The sequence below is a fragment of the Arcticibacterium sp. SM2516 genome (assembly GCF_057914865.1).
The window spans coordinates 5,845,389-5,866,371 of record NZ_CP195290.1 but is presented as its reverse complement, the minus strand read 5'-3'; the positions used below and the strand labels follow the sequence as shown (position 1 = coordinate 5,866,371).

Below are 20,983 nucleotides of genomic sequence, written 5' to 3'. Positions count from 1 at the left end.
ACTTAAACTCTTAGCGGTTTTGTTTCTATTTTCATGGCGTCATTTTTAAAATCGGTGTAGAGTTGTTCGGCTTTCTTTTGTGAAGATTCCAAATCATCATTCAGTAACACTACGTCAAACTTATCTTGAAAAGTCATTTCAAACTTTACTTTATAAAGCCTTTTTGAAATACTTTCTTCAGTTTCTGTACCTCTATTTCGTAACCTTTCTTCCAAAACTACCTCGTTGGGCACTTTGACAAAAATGGCCAAAGCTTTATCCCCAAAGTATTTTTTGAGCTGTAAGCCCCCTTTTACATCTACATCAAAAATGACATTTTTACCTTCTGACCACAGTCTTTCAATCTCCGTTTTAAGGGTGCCATAATAGCCCCCTGGATAAACCTCCTCCCACTCTATAAATTCGTCGGCCTGGATGCGTTCAATAAACTCATCTATGCTTAAGAAATAATAGTCTGCTCCATGGGTTTCGTTTCTGCCTCTTTTATCTCTTGTACATGCTGATATAGAAAACCCTAGGTCTTCATGCGTAGATAAAAGGTGTTTTACAAGTGTGGTCTTTCCAGACCCAGAAGGTGCACAAAAAATGATGGCTTTGCCCATGTATAGCGTTTTGGTTGCACAAAAATAAAAAATCCACTGAAATTCATTTCAGTGGATGCCGTTATACTTAAGAAACTATTTTAAAAAACAGCTTGAATCACTTTAAGCTGAAGTATAGCAATGGCTACAATCATTGTAGCAAAACCTAACTTTTCTCTGATGGATGAAACAGTTGCTTTGGGACAACATTTTTTCTCCAACTTCACACTTAAAGCGTCTTTAATACTTTTCTGAAGTTCATGTCCTTCTATACAAGGCAAACACGTATCCATTTCATTTTTGAAGTGCTCCATTTCTTCCTTAGAAGCTGAACCGTCCAAAACCGCTTGAATCATTTGCATACATCGTTCATGATTCTCGCAATTATGTTTTACTTCAGATATTTTAACCTCGCTCATTTGAAAACTTAAATTTAAACTTTTTAGACCTATGTGATATTAGCGTAACTCCTTATATCCCATGCTTGTAGCGTAAGAACGCAATTTCTCTTTCAATAAGTTCCGAGCTCTATGTAATCTAGATCTTACCGTTCCGATTGGGATGTCTAAAATCTTAGCCATTTCTTCATAAGTGAAGCCTTCAATATCGCATAATATAATAACCGTCCTAAAATCTACGGGTAGTCCGTTTAAAGCCATAGCAACCTCATCACCAATAAGATCATGAACCATTTCGGTTCTTAAATCTACTGTTCCATTATATTGAGGCTCGTCTGCAGAGTTATAAACAGACTCTACTTCTTGATAATCTACTTTGGCAGGTTCCTTACTCTTTTTTCTATAATCATTTATAAAAGAGTTTTTTAATATACGGAATAGCCAAGCCTTAGCATTAGTGCCTTGCTGGAAGGAATTAATGAATCTAAAGGCCTTCATATAGGTATCCTGTACGAGGTCATTTGCTCCGTCTTCATCATTTGTTAGACGAAAGGCGAAATTATACATGGAGTCTATATGAGGCATAAACTCAGCATCAAAAACCTTATACTTTTCCGTTTCCGAATATCGAGGCTTCTTGTTCAGCTCATCTGCTTCTAAAGCCTCTTCTTCGTTATTTATAGCTTCTTCTTCCATTGTTTCACTTTTTTAGTGCCATCTTAAATTACGACTCATTGGCAATTAAGGTTTACAAAAACTTAATTAATAGTCTTTTTATTTAAAAGGCCTTTTTTATTGACAAAAGGGTGCCGTTTTTTGTACTACCATCAAAAACAATACCTCATGACAATGAAGTGGTCGGACATGCCAGAATTACCTGTTTTCTTTGATAGATACATTAGAAAGGTAGACAATGTGCCACTAGATGTTGCATTTCAAAAAAACAAACCTACTGCCATTATGGCTGACATAGCAAAATTAAAGGCTTTGGAAGATGAAGTTTACGCTGCCGGCAAGTGGACCGTGAAAGATATTTTACAGCATATTATTGACACCGAAAGAATTATGACCTACAGAGCATTACGATTTGCCAGAAATGACAAAACAGTTTTGCCAGGTTTTGACGAACAGGATTTTGCGAAAAACACCTCCGTATCCGACAGAACCGTGGACGATTTAATGGAAGAATGGGAAAGTGTAAGAGCTGCTGCTACCACTCTTTTTAAGAGTTTTAACGCAGAAATGCTTCAAAGGACAGGGGTAACTTTTGCGAGTGACATTAGTGTGCTGGCCCTTGGTTTTGTTATCATAGGTCATGCCAATCATCATTATCAAGTTTTAGAAGAGCGTTATTTCCCTTTGCTTTCTGCATGAGCTTGACCTACCACATACTTAATGGAGACATGCTTTTACATCAACTCCCAAAGGATATTTCTGGGGCGATTATAATATGTAGAGAAGCACTAGTAGATGGAGTTGTAAAGGCACATAGTTTGAACCAACTTTTTGAACTTAGGGCTGCCTATCTGAATCACTACGTGGAAACGGAGCATGTTAAAATTGATTATTTCAAAGATGTGGTTTCGGAATTTGAAAAAATATCAACCCTTCCAGAGAATGCTACCACTCACTTGTGGTTTGAGTTTGACCTATTTTGTCAAGTTAATTTATGGTTTGTTATCTCCTTACTAAAAAACCAAACGGTCTATCTAGTTTTACCTAACAGCGAGTTTGGATTTGGAAATATGAATTCCGAAGATTTAAAACAATCTCTTGCAAACAAAATAGCGGTCTCTTCTTCCGAATTAGCTACTTTAAAAGGCTTATGGCCTGCTTTTCAAAGTGCCGATCAATCTAAAATAGAAGCATTGGCAGCAGCACATAGAAAAACATTTCCTTTCCTATTGACCGCCGCCAAAGCAAACGAACGCAGAATAAATGGAGATTTAACGAACGCCGTTAAACGAATTTTGTTAGATACAAATAAGCCAGATTTTCAGGAAGCCTTTGAACAATTTTGCTCTCAAGAGCCTACTTTTGGATATAGCGACCTTCAATTTAAAAGGATTTACGACCAACTGATTTCATGTCATTAACAAGAATAAATAAGTTTTTAAGTGAGGCTGGTTACTGCTCTAGAAGAGCGGCCGACAAACTTATAGAAGAAGGAAGAGTTACCATCAATGGCATTGTACCAGAAATGGGTACGAAAATAAGCCCTGAAGATGAGGTCGCGGTAGATGGAAAATCTATTAACAAGCCGAAGGAAGAATACATCTACATTGCTCTTAATAAGCCTGTGGGTATCGTTTGTACCACAGACGTAGGTGTAGAAAAAGACAATATTATTGATTTTGTCAATCACCCGAAACGCATTTTCCCTATCGGCAGATTAGACAAAGCCAGCGAAGGTTTGATTTTACTGACCAATGATGGCGACATGGTAAACAAAATTCTACGTTCTAGAAACAACCACGGAAAGGAATATATAGTGAGTGTCAATAAACCCGTAACCAATAATTTTATTCAAAGAATGGGAATGGGTGTTCCTATACTAGATACCATTACTAAGAAATGTTTCGTGGAGCAAACGGGTAAATTTGAATTCAGAATTATTTTGACGCAGGGGCTCAATAGGCAAATCAGAAGGATGTGCGAGCACCTAGATTATAGGGTAATCACCCTAAAGAGAGTGAGAATTATGAACATTAAATTAGATACCCCAATAGGCAAATGGAGAAATCTAACGACCCAGGAACTGGCTGAAATCAATAGATTGGTGGCGGACTCGGCGAAAACTTTTGATTAATTGTTTTTGTTGTGTTTTTATCTTCGGGAATTTACCGATATATCGCCCCTAATGGGCTTTCTTTGTAGGTACGCTTTTGTTTTTTCTACCTATATTAAGTCCCTACGGGACATTTTGACTTAGGTTTTATTTCTTGGATACACAGATATTGCCCCGATGGGGCTTTTTGTTGCAAACCATCTAATTTTTCTACCATTGTATCGTCCCTATGGGACTTTGCTTTTATTTTTTTGCTACCGAGGCTCTGGGACTTTTTAAGATACATCAATTAACGACCTTCGAGTTATCAATCATAAATATGCTTTGATGGAATTCTCATTAGCAATAGAAAACCTATCACGAAAAGCACCAAGATTAACAGCACTGAGTTTCGCATATCGCCTGTCTGCTGAATAATGAAACCAAAGAAGAACGTACCAATGGCTGTAGCAGAACGCTCCACCACATCATAAAGACTGAAATAAGAGGCCACATCTTTTGTTCCTTCCGGAATTAGCTTAGCATAAGTAGACCTAGAAAGCGACTGTACACCTCCCATTACCAAGCCTACCACAGAGGCTATCACATAAAATTGCTCGGCAGTGGTGCATAAATATGCCGCCAATGGTACCGTAGCCCAAACAGCCACAATTATTCTTAAAGCTATAGTATTTCCATATTTTCTAGATAAAAAAGAAGCCAAGTAAGATCCCGGAATAGCTACCAACTGAATTAAAAGAATAGTTATAATTAGACCTTGCGTAGGAATATTCAGTTCTTTATCGGCGAATAAGGCTGCCACATAAATGACTGTCATCACACCCATATCATACACAAAAAGGGCTGCTAAAAATCTTTTGATAAGTTTTTTAGTTTGCATCTCTTTATAAACTTTCTTCAGCTCTAAGAAGCCTTTCTTAATCCATTGCATCTGAAAAGGTTTGCTTTGGTCTTTAGGCAAATAGTAAAATGGAATTTGAGCAAAGACAGCCCACCAAATACCTACCGTAATAAATGCGATTCGTGATGTAAAGCCAGAATCGGAATCTGCTTGTGTCAGTCCGAATAACTCAGGTTTCATAATCATAGCTAAGTTAGTAATGAGTAATAAAACCGAACCTACATATCCATATGCAAAACCTGTGGCAGAGACTTTGTCAAATCTATCTTCCGTAACAATATCTGGCAAAAAGGAATTATAAAAGACTACAGAGCCTCCCCAACCCACTAAAGACAAGCCAAAAGCGATTACCGCCGCAGTGATATTATCCTTGGTAAAAAAGAAAAAGTACATACAGCTAGCTGCTCCCAGATAGCAGAAAAATTTCATAAAGAACTTCCTGCGACCACTATAATCTGCTATTCCCGTTAAAATTGGACTTAAAATAACCAGCGAAAGCGTAGCTAAAGAAAGTGTATAGGAGTACAGTACATCATTATTAAGTTCAAAACCTAGGAAGTTGATGACATCTCCGCCGTCTGCATTTACGGCAGTGGCATGAAAATAAATAGGGAAAATAACGGAAGTAATAACCAGATTATGAACGGAGTTGGCCCAGTCGTACATACACCATGCACGAATTACTTTCTTTTGGTTTTTAATAAAATCCATAAAGGGAATACAATCTTATTGTTTGAAAAGGGATGGCAAGATAGAGCAATTGATTTAAAATTGACCTAAAAGATATCTGTAAACCAAATTATGTCAAACATGCTTTTTCATCCGTATGGGCGATATATTAATCTACACTTTTAGTTTTTTCCATTTTCGTTCTTTTTTGAGATTATTTTTCTATGCTCAGGTCTAATATACCAAGAGATTACGGTTAAAATTAAAAGAAAAAGTGCTGGAAGTATCTCAATTAATTCTTCACTAGCTGCTATGTGTGAAAATATAGCACCTGACATTACAAAGAAAAAACCTGCATATGCCCATTCCTTTATCACTGGGTATTTAGGGATGATTATTGCTATAACTCCTAGTATTTTCCAAGAGCCAATTATCATTGAAAAATAAGATGGATAACTTAATCGCTCCATTATATCAACGAAACCACCTATATTAAATACTTGTTGATCCCACTTGCAATCATTGCTAAGCCAAGCCAAATTGTAGCAAACCAATAGATAATTTTATTTCTTTTAGTCATCTGGTTTGTTATAATTTATTAAACCCGCTCTATGCATTAGAAAATCTCCCGATTTTATCGGGACCGTAGCTAAATTGCTTCCCATCGGCAAGCTCAGGGTAACACAAATCAGTACGTAAACCCATTTAACCTCAAACACCATAATGGTGTTATGCTTATTCCCTTTAATTATCTGATTTATTGTACTTTAAAACTCATAACGATTCCCCAACGCATAATCCGGGTTTAAAGCAAAAGCATGATCAACATAACACATGTGATCTCTAGCTTTTATTATTCACTGGCTTGTTCATCGGGAAATTTAGTCATATCCATATAAAACACTTCCCAAGTATGCCCGTCAAAATCTTCAATGGTTCGTTGTGTCATAAAACCGTAATCTCTCATTTCGTTAGGTTCTATTCCTCCTGCAGAAAGTCCATTTGTCATTATGTCATTTACCTCATCTATACTTTCTAAGGACAGGGAAAAGAGTCCTGCAATTTTGGATTTGGTGTCTGCAATAGGTTTAGATGTAAAGTTTGCAAACTTTTCGTATGTCAATAACATAACGAAAATGCTTTCACTCCACACCATACATTTTGCGTTGTCGTCTGAAAATTGTAGATTGTTTGTAAACCCCAATGCAGCATAAAAATCCATAGACTTTTGAAGGTCTTTTACTGCTAAATTGATAAATATTTGTTTTGCCATGATTGATTGATTGTTAGCATATTGTTTAACTCATTATAGTTGTGACTAAAGTATCCATTGATAATCAACTAGCTGTAAATTGTATACCCTCATTAGTCAAACCTAATTTATCAATTTGTTTTTGAATTCGTTTTACTAAACCACGCTTTTTTTGTTCTTAGAAAGAGGAGTATTTTAGTTCCGATAAAAAAGGTACAGAACCGCTACTTAACTTATGACACACACCTACATCAGCGGCCTATCGGCAAGATTGCATCCATGCTATAACGCAACAGTTAAACCCGCTCTATGAATTAGAAAATCTCCCTATTTTATCTGGACCGTAGCTAAATTGCTTCCCATCGGCAAGCTCAGGGTAACACAAATCAGTACGTAAACCCATTTAAACTCAAACACCATAGCGGTGTTATGCTTATTCCCTTTAATTATCTGATATATTGTACTTTAAAACTCATAACGATTCCCCAACGCATAATCCGGGTTTAAATGTCTGATTTATTCCACTTTAAAACTCATTAAGATTCTCCAATGCATAAACCGGGTTTAAACTCCTCCTGTCCAATGATATTATTATTCGTTATATCAATTTTTGTAGTTTTAAAGTCAAACCTAAAAAATGCTATGAAAAGAATTTATGCATTCTTACTCGCCCTTTTTGCAATTTCCTGCCAAAAAGCAGACTATAAGCATTTTACCGTCTTTAAAGGTGCTAGAATTATTGATGGTACAGGAAGTCCGGCCATTGAAAACGGCGTACTAATTATCAAAGATGGAGCAGTATTTAAGGTGGGTACGCAGGACGCCTTTCCTTTACCAACGCACGCGAAAATTATTGACGCTAGCGGCAAAACCATTATACCTGGATTAATAAACACCCATGCCCATGTGGGATATTATGATAAGGTAGATGCAGAGCATTATTCTTCAAAAAACATTCAAGAACAACTAGAACTTTATGCTCGTTTTGGAATTACCACTGTGGTAAGTTTGGGCGAAGATCGAAAAGAAGCACAGGCTTTTCAAACTAAAAATGACACCAGCATTGCTCTGAATAGAGCACGGTTATTTATAGCTGGAGAGATAATCACTGGAACCAACAAAGAAGACGCAGCAAAGGAAGTAGATGTCAATGTTAAAAACGGTACAGACTTCATTAAAATTAGGGTCGATAATAACAGAGGACGCTCAGAAGCCATGAAACCACAAATATATAAGACCGTAATAGAGCAATCTCATAAAAATGGGCTTATGACTGCCGCTCACATGTATGATTTAGAAATTGCGAAAGATTTGGTAAAATCTGGAGCTGATTTTTTAGCTCACAGTGTAAGAGACCAGGAAGTAGATGAGGAATTTATCAATCTTCTTAAAACTAATAAGGTCTGCTATTGCCCTACCCTCACCAGAGATTTATCCACTTTTGTTTATGCCGATAGTCCCAGTTTTTTCAAGGACGCGTTCTTTTTAGAAAATGCCAATACGCATGAGTTAGCGATGCTTCTAGACCCTGAAAGACAGAAAGGCATTAGAAATAGTGCAGATTTCGAAGCCAACAAAAATGCCCTCAAAATGGCTAAAACGAATCTTGGTAAATTAGTTAAAGCAGGTCTACCTATTTGTATGGGAACAGATAGCGGAATGCCGACCAGATTTCAAGGCTATTTTGAGCATTTGGAAATGGAGCTGATGCAAGAATCTGGAATGACGCCCGAACAAATTATCAAATCTGCCACAGGCGATGCTGCTGAATATTTGAAACTAAAAGATTTAGGAACCCTTCAAGAAGGAAAAATAGCTGATTTTATTTTACTCGATGCCAATCCTTTAGAAAACATACGTAATAGCAGAGCCATTTCATCCGTGTGGATTGGTGGTGAGGTTTTGAAGAAATAGTTGAAATAACTTGCTTGGAAAAATCATTAATCGTAATATTGCAATGTAATAATTTAAACAATGGGAATAACCAAAACAGATCTATTTACGCAAGAGCAAAACGAATTGGCTAAAGTGGCTAAAGCATTTTCGCATCCTGCTCGTGTGGCAATTTTGGAATACCTTTTGGCTGCCAATGCCTGCATTAATGGCGATTTGGTTCAAGAATTAGGCTTGGCACAAGCTACCATTAGTCAGCACTTAAGAGAATTAAAAGACATTGGGATTATTCAGGGAACCATAGAAGGCGTTTCTATGAGCTACTGCATTCACCCAGAACGTTGGGAGGCTATAAACCAATTATTTAGCAATATGTTTGGCAAATACAAAGGTAGTTGTTGCTAAATCCAAATTATACCTTAGAAAACCTATTACGAGTTAAAATGACTGAAAATCTGGACATGAACTCCCTTAGAATCATCAACCATAGCATTACTATGCTTTCGAAATTTAAGTACCTTATTCATTGCCTTTTTAATCTGACGTCACGATTCTCTAATACATAATTAAGCAAAAAAATTTAGAACTAACCATCGCAATATCGCAATAATACATATCAAAATATATAAACAAAATGAAACTATCAGAAGTACAAAACAGCCTTAAAGGCATCTCAGATTTACAATTCAAATTAGCCGACGGCACAAAAGTTCCAGAACACTTTCACGTCACGGAAGTGGGCATGATTACCAAAAACTTTATAGACTGTGGCGGTACGGTTAGAAACGAAAAAGTAGCCAATTTTCAGCTTTGGTCTGCCGAAGACCACGACCACAGACTAGCACCCAAAAAACTAAACGACATCATAGCCCTTTCCCAAAAAGTGTTAGGCATGGAAGATTTAGAAGTAGAAGTGGAGTATCAAGGGGCAACCATTGGTAAATACGGACTCGACTTTGATGGCGAGCATTTCGTTTTAAATTCAAAGTTCACAGATTGCTTAGCAAAAGACAGTTGTGGCATTCCGGAAGGAAAACAAAAAATAAGATTGGAGACCGTAGGAGCTTCTACAGAAAATGCTTGCACGCCGGGTGGCGGATGCTGCTAGAATGCAGATACGACCAATGCTAAAGAGAGACTGGAAAGCAGTGAAAACCATCTATCAAGAAGGCATAGATACGGGCATAGCTACTTTCCAGTTACAAGCCCCAGAATGGGAAGCTTGGGAAAAAAGTCATCTTGAAATTGGCTGCTTAGTCATTTTAGAAAATGACATTATTAAAGGTTGGGCGGCTTTAAGCCCTACCTCACAGCGAGAGGTTTATAAAGGTGTATGCGAAGTAAGTATCTATATTGACCCGCAAGCGTGCGGTAAAGGTTTTGGTACTTTATTGCTTCAAAAGCTCATTGAAGAAAGCGAGAAGTACGGCATCTGGACTTTGCAATCCAAAATTTTCCCTCAAAACACTGTAAGTCTCTTATTACATAAAAAATTAGGTTTTCGTGAAGTGGGTATTCGCGAAAAAATAGGGCAACGAATGGGAGTTTGGTATGACAATATCCTTTTGGAAAGACGAAGTGCTTTATTTTTAATCTAAACATTCATTTCATTTCTAGTTTCGAAATCTCATTGACAGATTATTTCGTTATTTAAGCTACACAAACCTTAAATAATTCTGAGTCATGCCAAAAATTGAAATCCCAAACGCCAAAGGCTATCAATTGAATGCCTTTTTAGATCTTCCAGCGGATCAGAAACCTTCACAATATGCTATTTTCGGTCATTGCTTCACCTGTAGTGGGAGCTTAAACGCGGTAAAAAACATTAGCAGAGCTTTAACCAAACATGGTTTTGGTGTCTTAAGATTCGACTTCACGGGTTTGGGACTCAGCGAAGGTTCTTTTACAGAGAGTCATTTTACGGCCAACGTGAACGACCTTATGGATGTCCACGAATACATGAAAGTGCATTATGCCGCACCAAGTTTATTTATCGGTCACTCTCTGGGTGGTGCGGCAGTTTTGGTAGCTGCATCAAAACTAGATGACGTAAAAGCCGTAGCCACCATTGGTGCCCCATCAAATGTAGAACATGTAAAAAAACTTTTCACATACAATAAACCGGATTTTGAAAAACAGGATCTTGTAGAAGTAAATATTGGGGGTCGACCTTTTACTATAAATAAGGATTTTGTAGAAAACTTTGACAATACTGACCTTCCAAAAATAGTTCACGCTCTAAAAAAACCATTTCTTATTTTACATTCGCCGCAAGACACCATTGTAGGCATAGAAAATGCCCAAGAACTATACGAACGGGCATTTCATCCTAAGAGTTTTATTTCATTGGACAAAGCAGACCACTTGCTCATGAAAAAGGAAGACAGCGAATATGCTGGTTCCGTGATAGGTTCATGGGCTAAAAGATATTTCCCCGACATTGAATCCCAGGTTTTAAATACGGCGGGAGAACAGCTGGTGGGACACTTAGACCTTATAAACGACAACTTTACCACTTCTATTCAAACCAAAAAACACAGTTTAACTGCGGATGAACCTATCTCTGTAGGTGGAGATGATTTTGGACCAAATCCTTATGAATTGCTTAATGCAGGATTGGCGGCTTGTACCGCAATGACATTAAAACTATACGCTCAAAGAAAAAAATGGGACTTACAGGAAATCTATGTTTATATCAGTCACTCTAAAACACATTCCGACGATACTTCTGTAGAAACAACGAAGGTGGGTCAACTGGACTTAATTCATAAGAAGCTTAAGCTGCTTGGAAACCTTACTGAAGAACAAAGTCTCAGATTAAAAGAAATTGCATCTAAATGTCCTGTTCATAAAACACTAACATCCGATGCCATTGTAATAGAAACAGAGCTCATATAAATGAAAAGTGAGGCTGCAAAGCCTCACTCTCACCTTTACCCCTAAAGATAACTAATGTTTTTTCGGACCATCCGAAGTAGAATATTCGTGGCTATAAAGTCCGCATCAGTTATTACAAAGATGACGAAAAAAACAATATTTCATTAACTCATTTCTAACATTCTTTGACTCATTTCAGACGAAAGTGTGTTATAATGCGTTTTGAGGCGTGTGTTTTTAAAAATGGCTAAAAAGTGACCTCGAATTATGGGCAAATATTTTGATTAATTTTTGCGGTAAAAACAGCTTCGCTTTCTGTTGAGAAACTAGGATTGAGGGCAATAAACATAGCCGTTTCGTAGCGAACAATTCCAGTTGCTAAAATCTTGTTAGTGGCTACTATAGAATCTGTAGCTTTCAGCGTACCAGCGTTAGCTGCCGAAACATTATCATTTGGGTTGATCAGTGTGAGTGTAGACGGCACAGTACTTAGCGTAGCTGACAGTGAATTACCATTTGGGTTAGAAGCTAGAACCCTGTATTGATTGCCTGCCAAACCTGCAGCATTACTTATTTGTAATACAGAACTTGTAACACCACTATACACACCACCATTACTTAAATTGGCAAATGCTCCTGCACCCGTTTTAACCTGCCATTGGTATAAGCTGGTATTGGTGGCTGTTACTGAATAAGTGACGGCCTCACTTCCGCAGGCAAATTTGCTTATCGGCTGCGTAGTGACCATAGGTGAATGACACGTTCCTATATAGGTATCATCTGTAATAGTCCAACCCTTATTGTTGATAAGGTTATTACGTGCTGATTGAGCCGCACAATTTTGCAAAGGACTCGTATTACCTAAATTTTCATTGGCATAACCTGCTATATCCCAAGCACTGATATCTCGGTTAAAAGCCGGGGCGTTTCTAAACATTGAGCTCATAGAAGTTAATGACGTAATATCCCATAAGCCAATGTTACCATTGAAGTCTGTAGCATCTTGAAAAATTCCTCCCATATTGGTTACCTGCGACACGTCCCATGAGTTGAGGCCTTGGTTAAACTTTCCTGCAGCAAAAAACATCCAATACATATTAGTAACCCATGAAACATTCCATGAATTAAGTGGTTGATTGAAAGCAGCAGCATGTCTAAACATGAATGACATATTGGTTACGGACGACACATTCCAAGAATCAATATTTTGATTAAAACCAAATGTTTCGGCGAAAACACCCGTCATATTGGTATTGTGGACCTATTCCAATTAGATATGTTGCCATTAATTGAGCAATCAGAGAACATATAAGACATATCGCTTACCGATGTTAGTATTGGAGCATCCGAGGCAAGAACATTGAATTGGTTACATCCTTTAAAAGTATTTGACATACTTTTCCAAGCTATATCTCCCCATCGTTCAACAGATAATATCTTACTTTTATCACCACTACTATTAAAATATATTCTTGGAAAATCTCCTCTAATTGCCACAGTATATGTTCCAGCTATACCGTAATCGTGGGTTGCGTTGCCTGTTAGTCCGAAATCGTCATAGGTGCCATCATTGTACCAGTCCACGTCAAAGTTGTAACCTGTTCCTGTAGTAGGAATAGTAATGGAAGAACTGTTGGATGTTCCAGCGTTATCGGTCTTCTAGGTGGTGATGAATGGCAAACTCGCCAAAGCAGTGTCATGTATAGTCGTTTTGGAATCATTAGGAAAAGCTTTATTGCGTTCTACCGACTTTAACGCGAAAACAGCTGATGATACCAGGCTTGCAACTAAGAATGCAATGAGGAGTATAAATTTTTTCATGCTCAATGATTTATAAAATGTTACACAAACCTTTTATAAAACACAAAAAACCTTTAACTCATTTCAGGCAAAAAGGGGCGTAAAACCTAAATCTCAAGTCACTTACCGAACACACGCACTTATTATTAATGATTTATGGACAAGCCGCGAGGTCTGCTTTACCTAGAAAAACCGAACCATTTTCAACCTCAAAGCCTGGTGCCAAATTGATGGCTTTTCCACTATGATAAGTAACATTGGTAGGGTACTCTATATTCTCAGGTGCAAGTGCAATAATTTTATTGGATGCCGCAATGTATTCTATGGCTTGTTTGGTATCTGTTCCAGTAATATTACTGGTCAAATTTAGATAGGTTGGTATACCGCTAGAACTTGGCAAAATGGTTACTTCGACAGTAGCTACTCTGTCGCTTTTGCACGAGCCATCTTCACATGCGACATAATAAGTTGCAGTTGTATTAACATTATAAACAAAGCTTTGCCCAGATCCAATACTCGTTCCTCCTGAAGCTTGGGTGTACCATTTTATAATTCCTGTAGAGCAGCTAGCTGAAAGTGTAATATCTGTATTAGCACATACTTCGGTTTTGTTTACGGAAACGGAAGTTGGAATAGAAGGAGCCACTGTACCACTTACTGTAATATTAACTGCACTTGCTCGTGTTGTATTACAGCTTTCCGTTTGGCATTCAGAATAAAACCTATAAACCGATTGAGTTGGAAAAACCTTTAGACCCGTACCCAAACCAAGAAAATTACCTCCAGAGTAAGAATCAAACCATGCCACCGTTCCTGTTTCACAAGTAGCATAAACTAATACACTATTTCCTGTACATATGGAATTAACACTTGCACTGCGATTAATAGGTTGATTAACCGTAATATTTACAGCCGGAACATTCACTTTAACACTTTCACAGCTCGAACTTTCCTTACAAGCTACTTGGTACGTAACAGTCGATAATCCTATTGTAAAATTCGGCCCAGTACCTTGTGAGCTTGAAACATTAGACCTATACCATGTAATTGTGCCTGATGCACACGTGGCGGAATATGTAACATCCTCACCGTAACAACCTTCTGTTTTATTCGCCATAATATTCGTCGGGATTTCTACTCCGACTACAGTTATATCTATTTTTACTCTATTCAAACTGCTGCAACCAGAGGCCTCTTCGCACGTGGCAAAATAGCTTTGATTATTATTAGGACTAACACTTAAGCTTGTTCCTGTACCTATATTAGAGGTTCCACTATTGCTGGTATACCAAGTTAAAACACCAGTGGCACATGTTCCTGAAAGCGTCACTGAAGACCCGCAATTAACAGTGCTCAAATTGGATGATACGTTTGTAGGGCTTGCCAAATAAGTAGGACTCCCTGAAAACTCATAGGCTCCAATGTCTACAGTAACTCCAAAGGGCCTTGCACTATAAGCCAAATCATTGGTAGGTGCACCACTTGAATTACCAGTATTTACACCTGCAGAACAGCTGGTAAGCTGGTATCCATCATCTGCAGTGTTAAACTTCCCATCTACCCCTTCTGGGTTATTTTCATCAAGAAAAAGAGGGTTTTTATCGAAATTATTTCCACCGTCAGTGCCGAAACTAGCATTCCAGCCACCACTCCCTCCTGAGCCCTGAACTATGCTATAACTGGCATTTCCTGAGGAAGATTGAGAAAAATAATAGTTATTCCCTGAGTTACTGGCTGTATTTGCCCAAACAATTGAATTCTTCAAGGTTACTGTAGCCGACTGACTTAAATAAAGTGCTCCTCCACGAAAATTAGAAGAATTTTTAGAAAAAGTACAGTTGACAAGTAAAAGAGGTGTAGCTCCGTTTGCCTCAATTGCTCCTCCATACGTTGTGGAGAAATTATCCGTAAAAAGAGTGTTTGTAAGGGTTACTTGACCAGACCTTGCACTTATAGCCCCTCCATAGCCACCTTTATTTCCTACAAAGATGCAATTGGAGGCTTGAATTCCGCTACCGTTAATATTTATGGCTCCTCCATCTGAGGCCTCATTTCCATAAAACTTCATGTTATTAAATGTAGGAGCTCCACTAGTAACCAAGACTCCTCCACCGTCAGATTCTGAACTAGTAGCATGCCCAGCAGTAATAATTAAACCATCCAGTGTGCCATTAGAACACGTTAAAACATGATATGCATTGCTCCCCTGCCTATCTGAAACATTTTCTACTATATTATTAGCATCCGTATTGGTATCATTATTATCAATATCTCCAGACAATATAGTATTGTTATTCACAAAGTTCCTTTGATTTAGGCTCGTTTCTGTCCCTGTAAAACCTCCATAAATGGTTATACTTTTATTGAGAAGAAAAGTTTTGGTTCGAAGGTTTCCTGGTGAAGCATTTCCAGATTCGTCCTTTAATGGCTTATAAACACCAGCAGCCACCCAGACTTCATCTCCACTGGTTGAGGCACTTATCATAGCCTGCAAATCTGCAGAGGCATTTGCCCAAGAGGTACCATCTGCCGCTCCTGAGGCTGTTGGTTTTACATACCGAATGGTGGCAAACGAGATATTAGAAATAATACTAAAAAGCAGGGTCAATTTAACTAGTTTGTACGTATTCATAATTATGGACAATTAAGTTTCAAAATCTTATCACATTAAAAATCATTCTGGACAAATCTGCACGGGTAAGAAAAACAGGGTGCTTTCTGTTTCAAAACCTGGGTTCACTTTCACCGCTTTACCACTGTGATAAATAATATCTGCCAGAGGTTTGATACTGTTAGTCGCATGGATGTATTCGTAGCCAGTTTGATGTGAATAATCGATAGTCCGTGCGACCTTATTATCTTCGTCAGCTGGATTTAAATTCTAAACTGCGGCTCTTGGACCTATACCAACATGACTAGCTGCATAATTGATGGTATTTCCCGATGGCTTTTGGGTAAGCGAAACACAAGCTCCTAGTAATGTACTGCTTGTCTCTACATCATACCTTGTTAGCAACCTGCCACCTTGTCAAAATCACCAATAGCAGCTGTATTAGTGGCTGTGACCTAATAAGGTCTTTGTCAAAAATAGCAGTATGGAGCAAAGGTTACTTTTTATCATATCGAAAGGGGTTAATTAAGTTCAAGACGGAGGATGTTCTTCTTCTGGATGTTTTAAATAAATCTCCATTAAAAATTTCAATACTAACCGTATCCTTCTCTTCCCAAAAATTGGTAATGCAAGCAATGTTTATGACTTGTTGGCGATTAATCCTGATGAAGGATTTTGAGCTCAATGCTTCCTGAACATAGCATAGGCTTTTCGCAGTAATAATTTTATTAGGTAGTGAGGTTGTATAAATAATAGTGTAGTTACTATCACTCTCTAAGTAAACGATATTTTCCGTCTCAATAATTTCTTTCCCCGGTAGTATAAGTGTTTGCATATTTGGAGTAATTAGTTGATAATTAATCTCTCCAAATGTCAACATTACCGCGTCATTCCATTAACGCATTTCGGACAATCTTTAACTCATTTCAGGCAAAACCAACTTTTTTTACTCAGATACCCCGAATTTCAACGTTTGATAGACTATTTTAGAAAATAGCATAGATTATTTCAAACCTGAGTTGGGAAGCCATTAATACGCTTCTTAAGAAATAAAACCAGACATCTATAGCTCCGGTTATAAGCTTGAATCATGTCGAATAACCTATTCCTTAAGAAATGCTATCTGCCACAGAAATGTGAAGATAAAATTAGACGGCGTTATTCGTTGATGACCATCATAAGGTTCATGCCTCCATATTTAGGCTATGGAAAAGTCGTCTTTCACACTTTAGTTTTCTGTCAAACCCATGACTAAGCTTCTTAAAGGCTTAGTAGCCTTTTTTTCAAATTAGAATCACTGTTCTTCACTATTTAGAAAGGTATTCGGAGGGCAAACACCCATACTCCTGTTGAAATATTTTTGAAAAATATGAAAGGTTTTCAAATCCCACTTCAAAAGCAATTTCAGAGATAGTTTTTTCACTTTTCTTTAGCATCATCTCCGCCTTTTGAAGCCTAAACTTTCTTACATATTCATTGGGAGAGTACTCACTGATATTCTTCAGTTTACGTCTTAATTGTGTGTCACTCATTTCCATATTTTGAGCTATATGAATTACAGAAAGTCCAGAGTCGGAATAATTCAGTTCTAAATAATTATTCAGGCCATCTATAAAGTACTTTTCCAATGGACTAACATTAGGCTCACTTGTAAGTAATGTATTGCTTTCAGTGCTGAAATATTTTCTAAGATTCTTTCTGTTTTTCAGTCGGTTTCTTATCACCCCTTTTAACTCATCTGCATCAAAAGGCTTGGTCATGTATTGATCTATTCCAATATCAAAGCTCTCTAATCTACTTTCTTTTGAAGATTTAGCCGTAAGCATAATAATAGGCACATGACTGGAGGCAACTTGACCCTTTATTTTTTTACTAAACTCAAACCCATCCATTACGGGCATCATTAAGTCGCAAATAATAATATCTGGCACTTCCATATTAGCCTTTTCTAAGCCCTCCTTCCCATTAAAAGCCTGAATAATATCATACTCACCTTCCAGAATAGTTTTGAGATACTCCTGCATATCCTCATTATCTTCCACCAAAAGCACCAAATCCCTTTTAGAATCCTGATTCACTGCTTCATGAATGAACTCATTTAGCAGTTCCTCCTCAGTATTTTCGGAAACTATGCCTCCCCAAATATTTTCTCCTACTGGTAAAGAAACTAAAAAGGTGCTCCCTTCCCCTATTTTACTACTAACGTCAATGGTACCTTTCAATAAAGCCACCAATTCCTTTACCAAAGCCAGACCTACCCCAGACCCTTGATAATTATCACTATTAACTTGATAGAACCTATCAAAAATAAAAGGTAAATCTTTCTCAGATATACCAAAACCGGTATCCTTTACACTTATTTGCAATACCTTTGGCTCTTCTTGTAATACGACCTTAACTTTTACCTCTCCCTCTTTCTCCGTATATTTTACAGCATTAGACAGTAAATTGTCTATGATTTTATTCAATTTATCTTCATCAAAAAGAGCTTCAAATTCATCTCTATTCTGCGTAAAACCGAGTTGAATTCTTTTAGACTCTGCCAATGACTGAAAAGAAAATACGTGCATTCTTAAATGCTTTGCTAAATCCTTTCTAATTATTTTCACTTCTTGTTTACCCGCCTCCAGTTTCTGAATATCAAGGATTTGATTTATTAATTGCCTTAGTCTATTCAAATTTGGTCTAATCATCCCTAAAAGCTTCTCTTCAGGGTATTTCTTTCTTAACTCCTCCACTGGCCCAGAAATGAGGGTTAGTGGTGTTTTTAACTCATGAGAAATGTTGGTAAAAAAACTGGTTTTAAGATTATCTAACTCCAATAGTTTAATGGACTGAATTTCCTCATTTTTGAGCTTTTCAGCTGCCAAAACATGCTTCACTTCCGTCTCTCTAAATATTTTCCCTAAGAAGAAAATAAATACCAAAATCTCCCCTACAAACAAGAAAAATGCAATACTAGAGATATGAGGTATTTGCATCTGAAATAAGATGCGAATATTCATAAGCACATAGCTCAATAAACCTAAAAGAAATGGAATGGAGTAGTATTTTTGAACTGGCAATTTTCTGTAAACCGAAATTGCGAATAAAGCCATTAGATATAAACCAGAAAACACAATTATACCCGTGCCAAATAACAAATAAATCCAATTATAATCAAACTGGACTAGGACGTGTACAACCACCGTTAGGGCTATAAATATATAAATAACCTTCTTACTCCATCCGGGCAAGCCAAAAAATGGTAATACCGCCAAACTGAAAATTAACCCTCCAATAGGCGAAATGGCATAAAACAAAAAATTCAATTTCTGTACCACCAAAGGATTACTACTTAAGGTGATCCCCAACACATTAATTAAGCCCCAGTAACCTATTGTTTTGATCAAAATCAAAAAAGAATATGCTCTGAAGCCAATATCCCTTATAACAAAAAGACCTAAGGTTAACACGAGCAAAAGCCTGAAAACGAGCAGACCGTTCACGAACTTCCTCTGTCCAAAATCGTCTAAAAGTACTTTAGTTCTAGTTTGTTTTGGATAAATAGCTAATAGGCTGACCAATGCCCTTTGAGATTCAATCCGAAGCAAAAGCGTCTTTTTCCCTTCGAGATTAAAGTAAAAAAATGGTTCCTGACCGTTAAAATTATTTTTCTTAGAACTTACTATATTCCAGTTACTTATGGAGTCAAACTTAGAAGTAGCTTGGTTAAATTCGTAAAAAGTTACATCTTCAGTAAGCTCGTTTTTCAAGTGTAAAACCCATTCCCTTGGAGCTCTTTCTAAACCTTCTAAATTCACTTTCAACCAAAAAACACTATTAGAAAACGGGAAAATAATATTCCTTTTATTCGGTTTCTTAAACGCCTTATTTTGAACTTCATCCACGGTTAAGATGCCGCTCTCGTCCATGAAAACCTCGGTGGAAGGTGTGATATTTTTAAAAGAAGTATCCTTTTCTTTGAGTTGAACAACCTGACAAAATGAGGCCATGCTCTTAAGGATGAGCAAGACTGTTATAAGGTTTCCTTTATGCAAATTTGGCATTAATTATCTTTTATAGGGGTTTTCAAAGATATCAAATTTTTAGATTAGAATGCTAACATAAATACGGCACTGACAAGTACGCTTAAAACATTACAAAATACACCCCAAAAGCCACGCCAAACTCATTGATATTATTATCAATAAGTTAAACAAAACTTGAAACAAAAATACTTTAAACGCGATAACCCATACTTCTAAGAATCTTAATGACGCTAGATTTTCTCCTCCTAGATATAGGAAAGAGCTTTTCATCATTAATCTTAAATGAGTCAGTTTCCTTGATATACTTTGAATAATTTAAGTTTATCAAGACTTTCCGATTCGGTCTAAAGAAAAATGTGATGTGTGAAAACCTCTTTTCAATCGATTTTAAGGTAATACAAGTCAAAAATACTTCTCCATTAATAAAATGAACTTTAGTGTAATTAGTGATGGCCTCAAAAAAAGCAATCTCGTTAGGATGAACTTCTCTGAAGCTTCCTATATGTATATATGGTTTCATGGCTACGCAGTCTGAAACAACCGGTGGGCTGTTTTATCCTAAGTGGTAAGCAAAGTTAATACATCTCTTAAAGATGGGAAATAGGTAAAACTACTTGTTTATGGCGGTGGAGTTTTCTGAAACCAAATCGCAATTAACAGTATTCAATAATTAATTTCAGAAACAGAAAAGGCCTCTCAGAAACATATCCTGAAAGACCTTTTTGTTGTTACACTAGAATATTATTTACAGCGGACAAACCGCTTCAATCTTCGCACTGAAAACGGTACCGCCATTTGCCGTAAATCCTGGCTCTAATAGAATATGATTTCCAGCCTTATAACTCACATTAGAACTACCATTTACTTTATTGGTAGCATTTATGGCCTGCACCGCTTTCTCCGTTTTTGTCAAATTCAAAATGTCATTCGTTGGTGAAACTAAACTGAGATTTGAAGAAATAATGGAGAGACTTCCAGAGGCTGCTGAAGAAACCATGGGTGAGCTAGAACGAACCACCACTTTGTAGTTTGAACTACTAGGTAGATTGTTTGATTACTTCATTATCAAGGCTTAAAAACTAAAATTTAAAGAGAACATTATTGTCGAAACGTATTCAAGCCCATTCTTTCTGAATAAATCATTATCTCAGTTTATTCAGCAATGGCTTGTGCTTAAATTTT

22 protein-coding genes are annotated in these 20,983 nt (G+C 37.2%); 8 read left to right on the top strand and 14 right to left on the bottom strand.

Annotated features, from left to right (window positions below):
• Positions 1 to 2 precede the first annotated feature (2 nt).
• The 3 genes from gmk to ACSBFT_RS23880 all read right to left on the bottom strand — a co-directional run bounded on the left by gmk (position 3) and on the right by ACSBFT_RS23880 (position 1,675).
• A complete protein-coding gene (gene gmk / locus ACSBFT_RS23890) occupies positions 3 to 602 on the bottom strand; it encodes a guanylate kinase (RefSeq protein WP_489602726.1) in 600 nt (199 codons plus the stop codon).
• 80 nt (positions 603 to 682) lie between these two features.
• Positions 683 to 1,000, bottom strand: a complete 318-nt coding sequence (locus ACSBFT_RS23885) for a hypothetical protein (protein ID WP_463045634.1) — start codon at positions 998 to 1,000, stop codon at positions 683 to 685.
• A 39-nt stretch (positions 1,001 to 1,039) separates the two neighbouring features.
• A complete protein-coding gene (locus ACSBFT_RS23880; RefSeq protein ID WP_463045635.1) occupies positions 1,040 to 1,675 on the bottom strand; it encodes a sigma-70 family RNA polymerase sigma factor in 636 nt (211 codons plus the stop codon).
• Positions 1,676 to 1,822: 147 nt separating this feature from the next.
• On the opposite strand from ACSBFT_RS23880, the gene ACSBFT_RS23875 reads away from it, so the two are divergent.
• The 3 genes from ACSBFT_RS23875 to rluF are packed head-to-tail and all read left to right on the top strand — an operon-like array spanning position 1,823 to position 3,788.
• The gene (locus tag ACSBFT_RS23875) at positions 1,823 to 2,353 is read left to right on the top strand and encodes a DinB family protein (protein WP_489602725.1); all 531 of its coding nucleotides are present in this window, start codon (positions 1,823 to 1,825) and stop codon (positions 2,351 to 2,353) included.
• Complete coding sequence (locus ACSBFT_RS23870; RefSeq protein WP_489602724.1) at positions 2,350 to 3,075, top strand: hypothetical protein; 726 nt, start codon at positions 2,350 to 2,352, stop codon at positions 3,073 to 3,075. The genes ACSBFT_RS23875 and ACSBFT_RS23870 overlap by 4 nt, the downstream gene beginning before the upstream one ends.
• On the top strand, positions 3,066 to 3,788 hold the full coding sequence (gene rluF, locus ACSBFT_RS23865; RefSeq protein ID WP_463045638.1) for a 23S rRNA pseudouridine(2604) synthase RluF: 723 nt from the start codon (positions 3,066 to 3,068) through the stop codon (positions 3,786 to 3,788). Before ACSBFT_RS23870 ends, rluF begins: the two co-directional genes overlap by 10 nt.
• 286 nt (positions 3,789 to 4,074) lie before the next feature.
• Here the strand turns inward: rluF and ACSBFT_RS23860 are convergent, their stop codons facing one another.
• The 3 genes from ACSBFT_RS23860 to ACSBFT_RS23850 form a co-directional block, all read right to left on the bottom strand.
• A complete protein-coding gene (locus tag ACSBFT_RS23860; RefSeq protein WP_489602723.1) occupies positions 4,075 to 5,379 on the bottom strand; it encodes an MFS transporter in 1,305 nt (434 codons plus the stop codon).
• 140 nt (positions 5,380 to 5,519) lie between these two features.
• Positions 5,520 to 5,876: a DoxX family protein gene (locus tag ACSBFT_RS23855; protein ID WP_489602722.1), complete on the bottom strand. Its 357-nt coding sequence runs from the start codon at positions 5,874 to 5,876 to the stop codon at positions 5,520 to 5,522.
• A 314-nt stretch (positions 5,877 to 6,190) separates the two neighbouring features.
• Positions 6,191 to 6,610 carry a VOC family protein gene (locus ACSBFT_RS23850; protein WP_489602721.1) on the bottom strand — a complete coding sequence of 140 codons (420 nt, stop codon included), beginning with the start codon at positions 6,608 to 6,610 and terminating at the stop codon, positions 6,191 to 6,193.
• A 621-nt stretch (positions 6,611 to 7,231) separates the two neighbouring features.
• Between ACSBFT_RS23850 and ACSBFT_RS23845 the strand changes: the two genes are divergently transcribed.
• The 5 genes from ACSBFT_RS23845 (at position 7,232) to ACSBFT_RS23825 (ending at position 11,380) form a co-directional block, all read left to right on the top strand.
• Complete coding sequence (locus ACSBFT_RS23845) at positions 7,232 to 8,503, top strand: amidohydrolase family protein (RefSeq protein WP_489602720.1); 1,272 nt, start codon at positions 7,232 to 7,234, stop codon at positions 8,501 to 8,503.
• Between the two features lie 60 nt (positions 8,504 to 8,563).
• On the top strand, positions 8,564 to 8,887 hold the full coding sequence (locus ACSBFT_RS23840) for an ArsR/SmtB family transcription factor (protein WP_463045645.1): 324 nt from the start codon (positions 8,564 to 8,566) through the stop codon (positions 8,885 to 8,887).
• 229 nt (positions 8,888 to 9,116) lie between these two features.
• Positions 9,117 to 9,590, top strand: coding sequence for a DUF6428 family protein (locus tag ACSBFT_RS23835; RefSeq protein ID WP_463045646.1), 474 nt, complete (start codon positions 9,117 to 9,119; stop codon positions 9,588 to 9,590).
• Complete coding sequence (locus ACSBFT_RS23830) at positions 9,559 to 10,080, top strand: GNAT family N-acetyltransferase (protein WP_489602719.1); 522 nt, start codon at positions 9,559 to 9,561, stop codon at positions 10,078 to 10,080. The genes ACSBFT_RS23835 and ACSBFT_RS23830 overlap by 32 nt, the downstream gene beginning before the upstream one ends.
• Before the next feature lie 85 nt (positions 10,081 to 10,165).
• Positions 10,166 to 11,380: a bifunctional alpha/beta hydrolase/OsmC family protein gene (locus ACSBFT_RS23825; RefSeq protein WP_489602718.1), complete on the top strand. Its 1,215-nt coding sequence runs from the start codon at positions 10,166 to 10,168 to the stop codon at positions 11,378 to 11,380.
• Positions 11,381 to 11,624: 244 nt separating this feature from the next.
• On the opposite strand, the gene ACSBFT_RS23820 is transcribed toward ACSBFT_RS23825, so the two are convergent.
• The 8 genes from ACSBFT_RS23820 to ACSBFT_RS23785 all read right to left on the bottom strand — a co-directional run bounded on the left by ACSBFT_RS23820 (position 11,625) and on the right by ACSBFT_RS23785 (position 20,720).
• Positions 11,625 to 12,605, bottom strand: coding sequence for a BspA family leucine-rich repeat surface protein (locus ACSBFT_RS23820; RefSeq protein WP_489602717.1), 981 nt, complete (start codon positions 12,603 to 12,605; stop codon positions 11,625 to 11,627).
• Positions 12,602 to 12,943 carry a BspA family leucine-rich repeat surface protein gene (locus ACSBFT_RS23815; protein WP_489602716.1) on the bottom strand — a complete coding sequence of 114 codons (342 nt, stop codon included), beginning with the start codon at positions 12,941 to 12,943 and terminating at the stop codon, positions 12,602 to 12,604. Before ACSBFT_RS23815 ends, ACSBFT_RS23820 begins: the two co-directional genes overlap by 4 nt.
• A 370-nt stretch (positions 12,944 to 13,313) precedes the next feature.
• The gene (locus tag ACSBFT_RS23810) at positions 13,314 to 15,791 is read right to left on the bottom strand and encodes an Ig-like domain-containing protein (protein WP_489602715.1); all 2,478 of its coding nucleotides are present in this window, start codon (positions 15,789 to 15,791) and stop codon (positions 13,314 to 13,316) included.
• A gap of 42 nt (positions 15,792 to 15,833) precedes the next feature.
• Complete coding sequence (locus tag ACSBFT_RS23805) at positions 15,834 to 15,965, bottom strand: 3-coathanger stack domain-containing protein (protein ID WP_489604858.1); 132 nt, start codon at positions 15,963 to 15,965, stop codon at positions 15,834 to 15,836.
• Positions 15,966 to 16,266: 301 nt separating this feature from the next.
• Positions 16,267 to 16,605, bottom strand: a complete 339-nt coding sequence (locus ACSBFT_RS23800) for a LytTR family transcriptional regulator DNA-binding domain-containing protein (RefSeq protein ID WP_463045653.1) — start codon at positions 16,603 to 16,605, stop codon at positions 16,267 to 16,269.
• A gap of 472 nt (positions 16,606 to 17,077) precedes the next feature.
• Positions 17,078 to 19,819, bottom strand: a complete 2,742-nt coding sequence (locus ACSBFT_RS23795; RefSeq protein ID WP_489602714.1) for an ATP-binding protein — start codon at positions 19,817 to 19,819, stop codon at positions 17,078 to 17,080.
• A gap of 172 nt (positions 19,820 to 19,991) precedes the next feature.
• Positions 19,992 to 20,321 (bottom strand): LytTR family transcriptional regulator DNA-binding domain-containing protein, encoded by a 330-nt coding sequence (locus ACSBFT_RS23790; protein WP_463045655.1) that lies wholly within the window; start codon positions 20,319 to 20,321, stop codon positions 19,992 to 19,994.
• Between the two features lie 225 nt (positions 20,322 to 20,546).
• Positions 20,547 to 20,720, bottom strand: a complete 174-nt coding sequence (locus ACSBFT_RS23785) for a 3-coathanger stack domain-containing protein (RefSeq protein ID WP_489602713.1) — start codon at positions 20,718 to 20,720, stop codon at positions 20,547 to 20,549.
• Positions 20,721 to 20,983: the final 263 nt, after the last annotated feature.

Bases quoted from the DNA above. Each gene is read 5' to 3' on its own strand.
- ACSBFT_RS23870 (WP_489602724.1), top strand. From the start codon at position 2,350: ATGAGCTTGACCTACCACATACTTAATGGAGACATGCTTTTACATCAA.
- ACSBFT_RS23835 (WP_463045646.1), top strand. From the start codon at position 9,117: ATGAAACTATCAGAAGTACAAAACAGCCTTAAAGGCATCTCAGATTTA.
- ACSBFT_RS23790 (WP_463045655.1), bottom strand. From the start codon at position 20,321: ATGAAACCATATATACATATAGGAAGCTTCAGAGAAGTTCATCCTAAC.
- rluF (WP_463045638.1), top strand. From the start codon at position 3,066: ATGTCATTAACAAGAATAAATAAGTTTTTAAGTGAGGCTGGTTACTGC.
- ACSBFT_RS23885 (WP_463045634.1), bottom strand. From the start codon at position 1,000: ATGAGCGAGGTTAAAATATCTGAAGTAAAACATAATTGCGAGAATCAT.
- ACSBFT_RS23880 (WP_463045635.1), bottom strand. From the start codon at position 1,675: ATGGAAGAAGAAGCTATAAATAACGAAGAAGAGGCTTTAGAAGCAGAT.
- gmk (WP_489602726.1), bottom strand. From the start codon at position 602: ATGGGCAAAGCCATCATTTTTTGTGCACCTTCTGGGTCTGGAAAGACC.
- ACSBFT_RS23810 (WP_489602715.1), bottom strand. From the start codon at position 15,791: ATGAATACGTACAAACTAGTTAAATTGACCCTGCTTTTTAGTATTATT.
- ACSBFT_RS23850 (WP_489602721.1), bottom strand. From the start codon at position 6,610: ATGGCAAAACAAATATTTATCAATTTAGCAGTAAAAGACCTTCAAAAG.
- ACSBFT_RS23800 (WP_463045653.1), bottom strand. From the start codon at position 16,605: ATGCAAACACTTATACTACCGGGGAAAGAAATTATTGAGACGGAAAAT.
- ACSBFT_RS23840 (WP_463045645.1), top strand. From the start codon at position 8,564: ATGGGAATAACCAAAACAGATCTATTTACGCAAGAGCAAAACGAATTG.
- ACSBFT_RS23860 (WP_489602723.1), bottom strand. From the start codon at position 5,379: ATGGATTTTATTAAAAACCAAAAGAAAGTAATTCGTGCATGGTGTATG.
- ACSBFT_RS23830 (WP_489602719.1), top strand. From the start codon at position 9,559: ATGCTTGCACGCCGGGTGGCGGATGCTGCTAGAATGCAGATACGACCA.
- ACSBFT_RS23820 (WP_489602717.1), bottom strand. From the start codon at position 12,605: ATGACGGGTGTTTTCGCCGAAACATTTGGTTTTAATCAAAATATTGAT.
- ACSBFT_RS23795 (WP_489602714.1), bottom strand. From the start codon at position 19,819: ATGCCAAATTTGCATAAAGGAAACCTTATAACAGTCTTGCTCATCCTT.
- ACSBFT_RS23875 (WP_489602725.1), top strand. From the start codon at position 1,823: ATGACAATGAAGTGGTCGGACATGCCAGAATTACCTGTTTTCTTTGAT.
- ACSBFT_RS23845 (WP_489602720.1), top strand. From the start codon at position 7,232: ATGAAAAGAATTTATGCATTCTTACTCGCCCTTTTTGCAATTTCCTGC.
- ACSBFT_RS23825 (WP_489602718.1), top strand. From the start codon at position 10,166: ATGCCAAAAATTGAAATCCCAAACGCCAAAGGCTATCAATTGAATGCC.